This is a genomic window from Paenibacillus lycopersici, from assembly GCF_010119935.1.
GTDB lineage: Bacteria > Bacillota > Bacilli > Paenibacillales > Paenibacillaceae > Paenibacillus_Z > Paenibacillus_Z lycopersici.
Genome location: NZ_CP048209.1, coordinates 6,530,848 through 6,543,928 on the forward strand (window position 1 = coordinate 6,530,848; position 13,081 = coordinate 6,543,928).

Consider the following 13,081-nt stretch of genomic DNA (forward strand, 5'->3'; position numbering starts at 1 on the left):
TTGCCTATTCTACTTCATCGTATAAATGCGGTAGACGAGCGCGGCCGCTTCCGCTTTCGTCGTCTGCCGGCGCGGCTGGTACGAGTTGTCCTCATAGCCTTCGGCCAGCTTCAGTTCTTTCAACAACGCGACGCTGTCCTTCGCCCAGGCGGCGATCGCCGCGTTATCCTTGAAGCTGCCCAGCAGCTGCTTGCTATCGCCGGCCAGTTGCTTGCCATTGTACGCCGTCAGCGCTCTGGACAGCAGCACGGCGATTTCCTGACGGGAGATTTCGGCCTTCGGATCGAACTTCGCAGCCGTCCGGCCTTGAATCAGCCCTTGCTTGTACGCGGCGGCAATCTCGGCGTAGTACGGATTGTCCGCGGCGACGTCGGCGAAGCTCAGTTTCAGCCCCGTGCCGTCCAAGCCGTATGCCCGGGAGATCCAGGCCGTAAATTGTTCGCGGGTTACTTTGGCGCTCGGGTCGAAGCTCGCCGTTGCATCGAGAATGCCTTTGCCGAGCAAGCCGTTGATCGCCTCGGCAGCCCAATAGCTTGCCGGCACGTCCTTGAATTTGAGATTGGATTTCATGACCGTGTACGTACTGAAATGACCGCGGTTCACTTGTACCGTTCTCGTGATCGGATCATATACGCCGCCGACCGGTTCCCACGAAAGCGTATGTTCGTTCAGCAGGTACACGCTCAGGTTTGCCAGATCGGCCGGCGTATACTTGGACGTATCGATCGCCGACACATCGAAGCTGACCGGAATCGGTTTGTGGAACGATTCAACCTTCTGACCGTCGATCGAAGCTTTGAATTCCATGACCGGAATCTTCGCCAGCTGTTCGGCGGATGATGGCGCGGTTACCGTCAGGTTCTCGACGACCTCAGCCGCGAGATTGATCGTTTGACCGTTCGCTACCGTTCCGAACGTATCCGGCTCGATCGTGAAGCCGACGTTGTTCATCGTCAGTTTCAGCCCGGACAGGCCGCTGTCCTGCACGGCCTTCACGATTTCGGACGGCAGATCGGCAGACAGTTTGGTAACGTCGTCGCCTGTCTTCGGAATGTTGATCGTGATAACGGTATTCAGCTTGGCTGCCTTGTCGGCGCCGACGACTTGAGCCATGTCTTTCATCGTGTCTTCCAGCGCTTTCTTCGCCGTCTCCAGCTGCTCGGTTACCGACTTGGCGTCCAGAGCCGCAACCAGCGTGTTGTTGTCGACTTTGACGCTGCTATTGTCCAACGTGACCGTCGACGCCTTCTGGAGCGCCTTCTTGCCCAGCTCGACAAGCGAATCCTGCAGCGCGCCGACAAGCGCCGGATCGGCGTTCTTCAGCTGCTCAAGCACGGCGCCCGTATCCTTGATCAAGGATTTCGCCAGCTCGAGCGCTTTCGGACCATCCGCAACTTGCTCGAACGCGTACTGCGTATCGCTTACCATCCGGCTGATGGCTGCGGCGACTTTCCCTTTATCCTGCTCGCTCGTCATGGAGCCCAGCAGCTCGGCTGTCGAAGCCAGCGTAGTGGAAATGTCCTGAAGCGACTTCTCCGCCGCCTTGCTGTCTTGAACCGCTTTGATAGCCGGCAGCGTATTCGCGATTAATTCCGCGGCTTTGGAAGCTTTGCCGGAATCCGCAGCGACGCGAATCAGATCCTGGATGCCTTGATTCGCGTCGCCGGCGGAAATGCCGGTGGAGCCGGTACCTGTATTGCCTGTATTGCCTGTATTGCCTGTATTGCCTGTATTGCCTGTGTTGCCTGTATTGCCTGTATTGCCTGTATTGCCTGTGTTGCCTGTATTGCCTGTGTTGCCTGTATTGCCACTGTTATTGCCGTTGTTGTTACCATTGCTGCCGGTACCGCCGCCGATGTCCGTACCCGGAATATCCGTGCCCGGCTCGTCCGTTCCCGAATTCGCGGCATCCGCCACGATATTGACCGAGACCGTTTGGTTGATCGCGTAAGTCTTGCCGCCGACCGTCACGCTTCCCTCGATCGTGTAATCGCCGTTCTCGCCGACATAGATCCATTGCGGCAGCCCGGTAAGATCGCTCAGATCGGCAACCTCTTCGCCCTGGCCGTTCTTCACCGCGATATTCGAGGCGGTTACGCGCACGCTATCGCCGTAATCCATCGAGCCGTTGTTAAACACATAGAAGCGGTGCTGGCTCAGGTAATCGATCGGGTCGCCTTCGCCCGTAACCATGCCCAGCTTCACGAATGGCTGCGACTCCGTGACCGTCACTTTCCCGTCCTTGCCCAGTCCGAAAACGCCCAGACCCGCAACGGTCGCGACCGCGATATCCTTGCGGGCTCCCGCCGCCAATTCGGTCTTCGGAATATAGACGCCGTAGGAAATTTCCATATCGCTATTGTCGATCAGGCTGCTCACCTTCACGACCATATTCCCCGGCGTTACGTAAACCAGGCTGTTGCTGCCGTTATACCCGTACCCCGTATTCACGCCCAGGGAGGTGTTCTGCTCGTTCACGTAATCGATTCGCGTAATGCCGCTCGTACCCGACACCTTGATCTGCGCGAGCGAGCCCGGATCGTTCGGCACGTTCAAGGCGAAGGTATCGGAATCGATCTTCACGCCTTGCAGGTAGATCACGCCGCCGCCCGGACGCTTGGCCACGATATCATACGTTCCTTTGTTCGCGTAGAAACGATTCTGATCCGCGTTGTTATCATCGATCAGATACGGCAAATATTGCTGGCCGGCCAAGCCGGTACGGGCGATAGACACTTCGTCCATCTGCTCCGCCAGCTGCACCGTCGAGATTTGCTGCAGCGGCTGTCTGGCGTCAAGCGCGAGACGGTAGTCTTTGCCCGGCTCCGTATGCAAAGAACCGACCATATAGTAACCGAACGGAGAACCTGCCGCGCCATCATGCACCTGCGTGCGGCGGATATAGTCCACCGATACGACGGACGGCGAAGGCACGGCCATGTAACTCACCGTTTGATCCCCGTTCAAGTAATATTGCTGTCTGCTTACGTTGCCGGCGCCGTCCTTGACGGTCGCGTACACGTAGGCATTCTGCATCGGAACGCCGCCCGGCGTCTGCAGTCCCGCATCGGCTTCAGCCTTATCCAGTCCCGATACGCGAACGACCGCTTGGTGCTCGGGATCGATGACGAGCAGCTGGACGGTCTTGCTCAGATAGCCCGGAGCGCTGAAGGTCAGCGTTCCATAGACCTGATTCTCGATCGTCAGCGTTCCCGCCGCGTTGGTTTTGCCCGGAAGCGCGTTGCCGTACTGGCTGACCGATACGCCTTCCACCGGCGCCCCCGTCTTGCCCGTCACATGCTCGCGCACCGTGAACGTCAATTTCTGCGCCTGCTCCTGCGTCAGGTACGGCTTGTTGACCAAATCAAGCAAGGTGCCGGATTGATCGCGGACTTCAACATCCAGCTCATGCTTCGCGCTTACGTTGAACGCGGCGCTTCCGAGCTCGACTATGTTCTCGCCTCTGGTCAGCTTGAACGTCACGCCGTAGGAGCCGGACTCGGCAGGCTGATAATCCAGACCGTAAATGCGATGCACCTTCGATTTATCTTCCGGCAAGCTCCAGTACATATTTTGATCCTTCAGGATCGGAACGCCGTCTTTGGAAATGTCGGCCGTGACGGAACCGTTCACGTCGGCCAGCTCGCCCAGATTGTCCAGCGTATCCAGCACGAATTGCACGGATTCGCCCAGAACGAGCCGGCTGCGCTCTTCCTTCTGGCCGTCATTGCTTGGCAGCGCGTAGGCTTTCACCGTCGATTGCAGCGACGCGCCCGACGCGTATGCATAGCTGTCGGCCGTCGGCGTAAAGAAGGATTCGACGATCGCGTCGTCGCCGTTCTCGTTCAGCGCGGCGTTCAGCTTGTATACTTGCTGATTCTTCGCGATGTACAATTTCGAGCCTGCGTTCAGCGCCGTGCTCACGTCCACGTAATTCATATGCCCGTTCATATAGGCGAGCCGGATGGCCGACTGCCCGCTGACCGTTTTGTACGCGGTCGTGAATTTCACCGCGGCGAAATCTGCCGCGCTCAGCGCGCCGCCCAGCGAATGCTCGGATCCGGTTGCGGTCAATTCACGATTCACCGCGACTTGATCGCTGGACGGGAGGTTCAGCACGGTCAAATAACCGTATGCCTTGCCTTTCGGCACGTAGATCGATTCGATGTCGGATAGGAACGCATTGCCGTACGCATCCTCGCGGCTCGTTTTCAGCGATCCGTTCAGCCCGACGAAGTTCACGTTCTTCGCCGCAACAGGCTGGCCTTCCCAGCTGTAATCGAGCTTCACGCGGCTGTAAGCGCCGCCGTCCATGACGATCGTTTTGCGCTGATAGCCGGCCGTCGGCGCCAATTCTTCGGCGCCGGCGTTGAAGACGTACGCTTCATTGCCGTCTTCCGGCTTCACGATGTTCTGGAAAGACAGCATGACGTTCGTCGAAATAAGCACGTCTACGCCCTGAGTGAAGTACCGGTCCGTGTAGCCATAGCCGTCGTACGATTGGCGGCTGGAGGAATTCGTGATCAGATGGCTGTTCTTATCCAGGTAACGCATCTCGATGACTTGCCCGTTCGGGAAACGTTCGTCGAGACGATCCTGAAAGTATACGGTGCCCACCGCATAAGACGGCGTATTCGGATCGACCGCGATCATAATCACCGGCTCGGAAACCGCCGGCGCGACGCCATTCGGTCCGACGAGCACGATTTTGCCGTTCGCATCGGTTGTCGCCGGAATAAAGCCGCCGTATCGTTCGACTTGCACGCCGACCGCTTTATTGGCGATCGGGCTGCCGGAACCGTCGAGGACCGTGACCGTGACGAGATCATCGTCCGAGCGAACGGTATTGTCGGCAGCCGGCGCAGCGCCCGCTCCGCCATGAGGCGTGTGCTCGACCATGAAGCCGTAGCCGGCAGCCGGCGTGCTCACCGTCTGCTCCTGCGTGCGGACGCCGTCGGCGCCGTCATAGGCTGCTTTGAGCGTATAGGCCGTTCCTGGCTGCAAGCCCGCGAACGTCAGGGCATCCGCCGGAATTTCATATACGGTGCCGTTCGGCGAATAGCTGTCGCCGATAGCCCGCTTAATCGGCGCGCCAACTTGCTGGTGATCGGCAGTTTCGAGCGTGAATGTAATTCCGCTCCCGAGCATGGAGGCATAATCGTTCTGATCCACCTCGGTAACCGTGTTCAGATTAATCGTCTTGCTGCCGTCGGGCATCGTCGCCGACGAGCTGACGGTGTAGGAGCTTGCCGCCGCTGCGGTAAACGCATTGCCGAGCGTCAGCAGCAACGCGAGCAGCAGCAGTACGCTGTGCCTGAATCGAATCGTCTTCATCTGGTTCTTGACCTCTCCTTAGTATCATTTGCAAGGACGGCGTCCCTGGAGCGGACCGTATCCCGCTTTCCGTCCTGGAACGTCGGTCTTGCAAATAATCGTTTAATTACCACGCATACCCTGCCATGGTACTACCCCTTGCGTTACACGATCGTTACAATTCACCCATATTTCGGATGGAATGGGAGCATAGCCCGAATCAAGTATCGGCCGGAGGAACTAACGGAGCGGAACGGAGCACTAGGAGAGGACGCCGCGAAGCGTGGCTGGCAGTGTCGCAATAGGACGAAATAGGACGAAATGACCGGAACGCCACTGTTTCGGCGATGCCGGTCGCCATGACTGGCATGTCGAATGTAGAACAGGATGCCAGGCGCTCCGCAAACTGAACAAGGAGCGTTCCGCTCGGAACGCTCCTTCAGGCTGTGGAGAAAGTACTCGATTCTTCGGCGTTGCCATGCCGACTAGATCGTCTTCATGGGCAACGGACACAGAATCCGTTATTGGGTTGAAATCGGCATATTGGGGCTGGCGAACGGACACCGGATTCGTTATTGTCTCCAGAGCGCATCGCAATTCTGCTTTTTTGGCGAAATAAAGGATCGTATGTCCACGAGCATACAAAAAAGCCATGAAAAGGAGCCGATAGCGGATCTCCGGTCCGGATGCAATGCTTTCGAAGACAGTGCTGCCGCCAATCTCTCCTGAAGCGATGTGATCCAAACGGCTGCAGCTGTCTAAGCTGGGGAATGGGAAGGCGGTCGCCAGAAGCCCGAGGACTGCCGTTCTAGTTTTTCGAGCCATTCCGTGTCATCATCCATGGGTTTCTCTACTTGCTGAAGGAGCGTTCCGCTCGGAACGCTCCTTGTCCTGCCGTCAAGCTGCAAAGCCGGCATATGCAGGCCCGGCCCTACGGCTCGATGCCGTTATTCGATTGCCAAGACGTGGCGGTCGATACCCGCGTAATCGGGAATGATGCGAATTTCGCGCCACGCGCCGATGCCGCGGAGCAGGTCCGCGACGGCTTCCGCCTGGCCGATGCCGAGCTCGAAGCCGACGATGCGCGGCAGCGCGGACAGCTGCATGAGCTGCTCGGCCATGCGCCGGTATGGCGTCAAGCCGTCGTCGCCGCCGTCGAGCGCCAGACGCGGCTCGTGGTCGCGCACCTCCGGCTGCAGGCCGGCAATGTCGCCCGCCGGTATGTACGGCGGGTTCGAGACGAGCACGTCGATGCGCAGGCCGGCTACGCCCCCGGCCGCGTCGACGCCGATGCCGGGCCGCGGCTGCGCGAACGGCCCGAGCAGGTCGCCCTGCACGAACGTCATGCGCGCCGCCGCCCCATGGCGCGCCGCGTTCGCGCGGGCGACCGCCAGCGCGTCCGGCGACAGGTCGGACGCGCACACCCGCCATCGCGGACGCAGCGCCGCCAGCGTCACGCCGATGGCCCCGCTGCCCGTGCCGACATCGACGACCGTCGGCACGGCAGCACCGCCCTTGGCGGCCGCGTCAAGCTGCGGCCCGGCAACGCCCGAACCGTAGCCGCCAGGCGCTCCGCCGTCTTCGGCCGCGGCATCCAGGCCGCCGTTCCGGGCTTCCCCGCCCGCTCCGCCAGGCCCGGCATCCGCGAGCTTGCCGCCCAGCCGGGCGGCCGGCACAGCATCCGCAGCCCCCGCGGCTTCCGGCCACAGCCGGTCGGCCGCTTCCAGCACGGCCTCCACGAGCAGCTCCGTCTCCGGCCGCGGGATAAGCACCGCCGGCGTCACCGCGAACGGCATGCCGTAGAACCACTGCTCGCCGATCAAATACTGCACGGGCTCGCCGGCCGCCTTGCGCGCCAACAGCTCCCGCCACCGCCGATATCGCTGCGGCGGGAACGGTTCCCGCCAATCGCGCAGCAGCTCCGCGCGCTCCAGCTCCAGCACGTGCAGGAGCAGCAGCTCCGCATTGCTGCGCGGCTCCGCGATGCCGCGCTCGCGCAGCATCGCAGTCGCCTTCAGGCATACGTCCGCGATCGTCATCGGAACGAGCAGCGACACGCCTGTCCCCTCCTCGTTCAGCAGCGCGGCCAATTCCCCGCCGATCGCGTCGGCTTCGGACACCGCCCGCATTCCTTCTCCCGCGCTGTCCGCAAGCTCCGCTTGCAGGCCCGCTCTATCGCCGCTTGCATCGCTTGCGTGATCCGCCGGCACTTCCGGCTCTTCAGCGCCGTTCACGCCGCCATCCAGGCGCTCCGCTTTCGCTTCCGCCGCTTCGGCGTTGTTCACACCGCCGCCGCCCGCACGCTCCGCGAGCCCGTCTTGTTCCTCCTGACGCACGCCTTCGCCGCCGCCCGTTCCGCCCGCAGGCCGCCCGGCCATATCCGCGGCCCGATCCTTCTGCTCCGCCATCCTTCCCGCCCCTTCCATTCGCTCTTCCCGGGCCGCGCTGCATCGATCGCGCAGCCGGAATGCGCCAAAAACGGGAGCGTGCCAAGGGAATCGCCGAACGCCATGCCGGCGTCCGCTCCCAAGGCAGCTCCCGTTGATCTCAATCGTTTAGCAGCGATATTACGCCAAGTTCTCGCGTTCCATCAATTCCGTCTGCGCCGTCAGCGTCAGCGCGTTGATGATCTCTTCCATGTCGCCGTTCAGCACGGAATCGAGCTTATGCAGCGTCAAGCCGATGCGGTGATCCGTTACCCGGCTTTGCGGATAGTTGTACGTGCGGATCCGTTCGCTTCGGTCGCCCGTGCCGACCTTGCTTTTGCGCTCGCCGGCGTATTTGGCCTCTTCCTCTTGGCGTTTCATATCCGAAATCCGCGCGCGAAGCACTTGAAGAGCCTTCGCCTTGTTCTCGTTCTGGGACTTGCCGTCCTGACACTGCGCCATGATGCCCGTCGGCACGTGAAGCACGCGCACGGCGGATTTCGTCGTGTTGACGGACTGGCCGCCCGCGCCGCTGGAGCAATACGTGTCGACGCGAATGTCTTTATCCAGAATTTCGACCTCGACCTCTTCGACTTCCGGCATGACGGCTACCGTCGACGTCGACGTATGAATCCGGCCGCCCGACTCCGTAACCGGGATGCGCTGCACGCGATGCGCGCCGCTCTCGTATTTCAGCTTGCTGTACGCGCCTTTGCCCGTCACCATGAAGATGACCTCCTTGAAGCCGCCGAGATCGCTCTCGTTCGCTTCCATCAGCTCTACGCGCCAGCCTTGCGTGTCCGCGAATTTCATGTACATGCGGTACAGATCCGATGCGAACAAGGCCGCTTCGTCGCCGCCGGCCGCGCCGCGGATCTCGACAATGACGTTCTTGTCGTCGTTCGGGTCTTTCGGGAGCAGCAAGACTTGAATTTCGGCCTCCAGCTCCGTCTTGCGCGAATCCAGCTCATCGATCTCCATCTTGACCATTTCGCGCATGTCTTCGTCCAGCTTCTCGTTCTGCATCGCTTTCGCGTCGTCGAGCTGCTCGACGACCTGCTTGTATTCCGTATAAGCCGCATAAACGGGCTGCAAATCGGACTGCTCCTTGGAGTAGTCGCGAAGTTTCTTCGGATCGCCGGCCACATCCGGATCGCACAACAGCTCGCTCAGCTTCTCATACCGGTCGGCGAGTGCCTGTAAACGGTCCAACACTGTCATTCACCTCTATAATAGTTTTCGCATGATTCCCGGCAACGGCCGTTTCACTTGGTCTTCTCAGTATAGCATAACGCGCCGCAAACCATAAACGTGACAATTTTGGAGAAATGGAAGACTGCGGCAGCGCCCGTTCCTTCACGGCGAAAAGGACCCGGCTGCCCGAGTCCTTCATCCTTGACAAGCTATACGTTGAAACGGAAGTGCATGACGTCGCCGTCCTGCACCACGTATTCTTTGCCCTCCAGGCGAAGCTGGCCGCGCTCTTTGGCCGCGTTCATGGAGCCCGCCGCGACGAGATCGTTATACGAGACGACTTCGGCCCGGATGAACCCGCGCTCGAAGTCCGTATGGATGACGCCCGCCGCCTGCGGCGCCTTCATCCCTTTGCGGATCGTCCACGCGCGCACTTCCTGCACGCCGGCCGTGAAGTACGTGTAGAGGCCGAGCAGCTTGTAGGCCGCGCGGATCAGCCGGTTCAGACCGGACTCCGTCAAGCCGAGCTCGGCGAGGAACATGTCCTTGTCTTCGCCCTCGAGCTCCGCGATCTCGGATTCCACCTTCGCGCTGATCGGCACCACTTCCGCGCCTTCGGCCTTCGCGAATTCGCGCACCAGCTCGACGTAGCTGTTGCCGTCCGAATTGGCCGCCTCGCCTTCGCTGACGTTCGCCGCGTACAGCACCGGCTTCATCGTCAGCAGATGCAGGTCGCGCACGATCGCTTTCTCCTCCTCGGAGAGGTCGATGCTGCGCGCCGGCTGGTCGTTGTACAGCGCTTCCTTGATCTTCTCCAGCGCTTCGACTTCTTGGGCCACTTTCTTGTCGCCGCCCTTGAGGTTCTTGCGGGAACGCTCGATCTTGCGATCCACGGAGTCGATGTCCGCGAGAATCAGCTCCAGGTTGATCGTGTTGATGTCGCCGATCGGATCCACTTTGCCGGAGACATGCGTAATGTTGTCGTCCTGGAAGCAGCGCACGACGTGCACGATCGCGTCTACCTCGCGGATGTGGGCGAGGAATTTGTTGCCGAGGCCTTCGCCCTTGCTTGCGCCTTTCACGATGCCCGCGATATCGATGAATTCGAACGCGGTCGGCACGGTACGGTTCGGCACGACCAGCTCCGTCAATTTATCCAAACGCTCATCCGGCACTTCCACGACGCCGACGTTCGGGTCGATGGTGCAGAACGGATAGTTCGCGGACTCCGCGCCCGCTTGCGTAATTGCGTTAAACAACGTCGATTTGCCCACGTTCGGCAGGCCGACGATCCCAGCCTTCAAAGCCATTGCAAGACACCCCTGTTCCGTATTAAACAATCTCAGGCCATTATACCCGAAGCCTTGGAACAATAAAAGCCCGTTCATGATATGGTGTTTATGATATGGAACCGCCGGATCCCGCCGGGGCGCGTCCGTCATCGGCACCGATCCTCCCGCATGCCGCGTCGCCCGCGGGCGCATAATATCGGTTGGAGGTGATCGCGCATGGAGAACCAGACGCATAAGGGCAACTATAAGGGCACGACCCATATGGCCGCCAAGAATCAGGATATGGCCTTCGTCAACGATACGCTGGAGGATGCCAAGTCCGTCACTAACTACGGCAGCGTGAAGAAGAAGACGGACAAGTAGCGCGACCGCAGGAACTGTGCGCAGCGCGCATGAAACGCGCTCCCGATTCAGCGAAAGGGGCATCCGCGACGGTCATGAGAACCGTGCGCAGATGCCCCTTCTTGCTTCTTGCTTCTTGCTTCTTGCTGCTTGCTGCTTGCTTTTTGCTTCTTGGTTCTTTCTTCTGCTGCTTGGTTCTTGCTGCTTGGTTCTTGCTGCTTGCTGCTTGCAGCGGCTTCCGCTTCCTATTCGCCGTCTGCGGCGCCGGTATAAATATGCACCGCATCCCGCAGAAATTCCGCCGTTCCCGGCTGCTTCTCGTCGTAATAGGCTTTGAACCGTTCGTCGTCCACGTACATCTGCGCGATATTGGCATGCGCTTCCTTGCTGTAGCGGTCCCAATGGAACGTCAGCCACTGCCGGTGCAGGTCCGCCGCCCTCTGGGCTAGCTCCCCCGCCGGATCGCCGGTTTCGAACGCTTCCGCAAGCGCGTCCTTCACTTCCTGCGTCAAGCGGTTCAACCGCTCATGCTGCTCCTGCGTCATTCCCTTCAGCTTGGCGTTCGACCTGTCGACGGCCTCGTCGCCGTATTTCTCCCGCGCTTCCTTGCCGTGTCTCCGCTCGTTCTCGTCGATCATCCGCTCCTTGAAGCCTTCGAATTTCTCTTGGTCGCTCATGTCCGTTCTCCCTTCGGCCGATGCGATCGTCTTCTCCACGTTGCCGATCAGCGCATCGAGCTGTTTGCGTTTATCGAGAAGCCGGTCGCGGTGCTGCCGCAAGGCCGCGGCGCCGTCGAAGGACGGGTCGTTCACGATCGCCTTGATCTGTTCCAGCTGCACGCCAAGCTCCCGGTAGAACAAAATCTGCTGCAGCTTGTCGACCTCCGCCTGACCGTAGATCCGGTAGCCGGACGAATTCGTCCGCGCCGGCTTGAGCAGGCCGACCTCGTCGTAGAACCGCAGCGTCCGCGTGCTGACGCCCGCAAGCCTGCCCAGCTTTAGCACCGTATATTCCATGCGCTCACCTCCCGACAACCCCACTCTACACCTTTACGCCGCGTGAATGTCAAACCCCGTTTCGAAGGAAAAATCCGGCCTGCTACGCCCGCCAAAACGCACTAGACCCATGCGTCGTTCGAGTAGCCGCGCTGCTCCCAATACCCGGTGTGCTCGCCGTCGATCAGCTCGATCCGGTTCAGCCATTTCACGGACTTGTAGGCGTACATCTTCGGCACGACCAGCCGCACCGGGCCGCCGAGATCGCTTGGAATCGGCTTCCCGTCGTGCATGACGGCGACGATGACGTCGTCCATGTTCGCCTGCTCCAGCGTCAGCGCATCCGTGTACACGCCGTCGCCCGAATAGAATTTGACCGTCTTCGCGCCCGGCTTCACGCCGGCCATGTTCAGGAAGTCCCTCAGCTTGATGCCTTCCCATGTATTGTTGTACACCGACCAGCCCGTAACGCAGTGAAAATCGCTGACCTGCACCTGGCGCTTGAGCGCCACGAACTGCTCCCAGTCCCACTGCAGCTTCTTCTCGACAAGGCCGTCGATCGTGAACGAGAACGACGCGTTATCGAAGCTGGGGATCGGCGTGACCGTGTAGACGCGGAACTCGCCTCTGCTCCCGCCGCCGATCGGCGGACTGGAAGCGGACAAGGGCGTCGGCGGCGGAACGAGCCTGTTGGCGTCCGAAGCGACCGCATCCTCGTAGCTCGTGCCGGCGCTCATCTGGTTGCCGAGCCAGCGCAGGAAGGACGGCCCGACCGCGATCGCGATCCCGGCGCCGATCGCGGTCTTGATGAACGCGCTGCGCGTCATGAGCGCTTCCGGCCGCGCAGCGGGGTGAATGCCGCCGCCCGTACCCGCGTTCGCGGCCGCTGCCGAGCCTGCCTTCACGCCTTCGCCGGCGCGGCCGGTCTTCACGGTGCGGCGGTGCGGCTCCTTCAGCCACTTGAGCCGCGTGATCGAGTGGTAGACGATGTACGGCAGCCCGACCCAGGTGAGCAGATCATGCGCCTGCAGCGCGAAGCCGGACAAGCGCGGGCCCGCGGCCCTGAACTGCCAGAGCAGCAGCCCGGACAGCAGCCATCCGGACAACAGCGCAAGGACGATGACGACATTGGCCTTCTGCGCCGTCTTGCCTCTCAGCTGCTTCCAATGCTTGCCGGCCAGCAGCAAGTAATAGACGACCGGGATGAGCGACGCGATCCCGACGACGATATGGGCGTACCGGATAACGACGCGTCCTTCGCCGAGAATCCCGCGCCACGTCCCTTGAAACAAGATCAGCCCCGTAAAAGCGAGCACCACGACGATCCAGCCGTTCCACATATGGAGCGACGCAAGCTTCCTGCCATAGCCTTTGCGTACACGAGCCAGCCATTCACGCACCGGACAAGCCTCCTTTGCTATCCATTATGACAAGCCGCGGAATGTACCATTCTCTTACTTATTATAACGCAGCGGGACCTGCAAACGGTTCGATTCGCGCAGCGATTGGCTGTAGCGAC

Annotated in this window: 7 protein-coding genes; 1 reads left to right on the forward strand and 6 read right to left on the reverse strand. The window is 60.6% G+C overall.

Features of this window, described 5'->3' with window-relative positions; genetic code table 11:
* Nucleotides 1–9 precede the first annotated feature (9 nt).
* The 4 genes from GXP70_RS28605 to ychF all read right to left on the reverse strand — a co-directional run bounded on the left by GXP70_RS28605 (nt 10) and on the right by ychF (nt 10,243).
* The gene (locus GXP70_RS28605; RefSeq protein WP_162360077.1) at nt 10–5,334 is read right to left on the reverse strand and encodes an S-layer homology domain-containing protein; all 5,325 of its coding nucleotides are present in this window, start codon (nt 5,332–5,334) and stop codon (nt 10–12) included.
* A 926-nt stretch (nt 5,335–6,260) separates the two neighbouring features.
* The gene (locus tag GXP70_RS28610) at nt 6,261–7,352 is read right to left on the reverse strand and encodes a N5-glutamine methyltransferase family protein (protein WP_162360730.1); all 1,092 of its coding nucleotides are present in this window, start codon (nt 7,350–7,352) and stop codon (nt 6,261–6,263) included.
* A 528-nt stretch (nt 7,353–7,880) separates the two neighbouring features.
* Entirely contained in the window at nt 7,881–8,954 is a 1,074-nt protein-coding gene (gene prfA / locus GXP70_RS28615) for a peptide chain release factor 1 (protein WP_162360078.1), read from the reverse strand.
* Nucleotides 8,955–9,142: 188 nt separating this feature from the next.
* Complete coding sequence (gene ychF, locus GXP70_RS28620; RefSeq protein WP_162360079.1) at nt 9,143–10,243, reverse strand: redox-regulated ATPase YchF; 1,101 nt, start codon at nt 10,241–10,243, stop codon at nt 9,143–9,145.
* 198 nt (nt 10,244–10,441) lie between these two features.
* On the opposite strand from ychF, the gene GXP70_RS29655 reads away from it, so the two are divergent.
* Nucleotides 10,442–10,588, forward strand: a complete 147-nt coding sequence (locus GXP70_RS29655) for a hypothetical protein (RefSeq protein WP_192043403.1) — start codon at nt 10,442–10,444, stop codon at nt 10,586–10,588.
* Between the two features lie 224 nt (nt 10,589–10,812).
* Here GXP70_RS29655 and GXP70_RS28625 read toward each other — a convergent pair whose 3' ends face one another.
* Entirely contained in the window at nt 10,813–11,583 is a 771-nt protein-coding gene (locus GXP70_RS28625) for a MerR family transcriptional regulator (protein ID WP_162360080.1), read from the reverse strand.
* A gap of 101 nt (nt 11,584–11,684) precedes the next feature.
* Nucleotides 11,685–12,962 carry a molybdopterin-dependent oxidoreductase gene (locus tag GXP70_RS28630; protein ID WP_162360081.1) on the reverse strand — a complete coding sequence of 426 codons (1,278 nt, stop codon included), beginning with the start codon at nt 12,960–12,962 and terminating at the stop codon, nt 11,685–11,687.
* Between the last annotated feature and the right edge of the window lie 119 nt (nt 12,963–13,081).

Coding starts and splice junctions, on each gene's coding strand:
- GXP70_RS28605 (WP_162360077.1), bottom strand. CDS start 5,334: ATGAAGACGATTCGATTCAGGCACAGCGTACTGCTGCTGCTCGCGTTG.
- GXP70_RS28610 (WP_162360730.1), bottom strand. CDS start 7,352: ATGACGATCGCGGACGTATGCCTGAAGGCGACTGCGATGCTGCGCGAG.
- ychF (WP_162360079.1), bottom strand. CDS start 10,243: ATGGCTTTGAAGGCTGGGATCGTCGGCCTGCCGAACGTGGGCAAATCG.
- GXP70_RS29655 (WP_192043403.1), top strand. CDS start 10,442: ATGGAGAACCAGACGCATAAGGGCAACTATAAGGGCACGACCCATATG.
- GXP70_RS28625 (WP_162360080.1), bottom strand. CDS start 11,583: ATGGAATATACGGTGCTAAAGCTGGGCAGGCTTGCGGGCGTCAGCACG.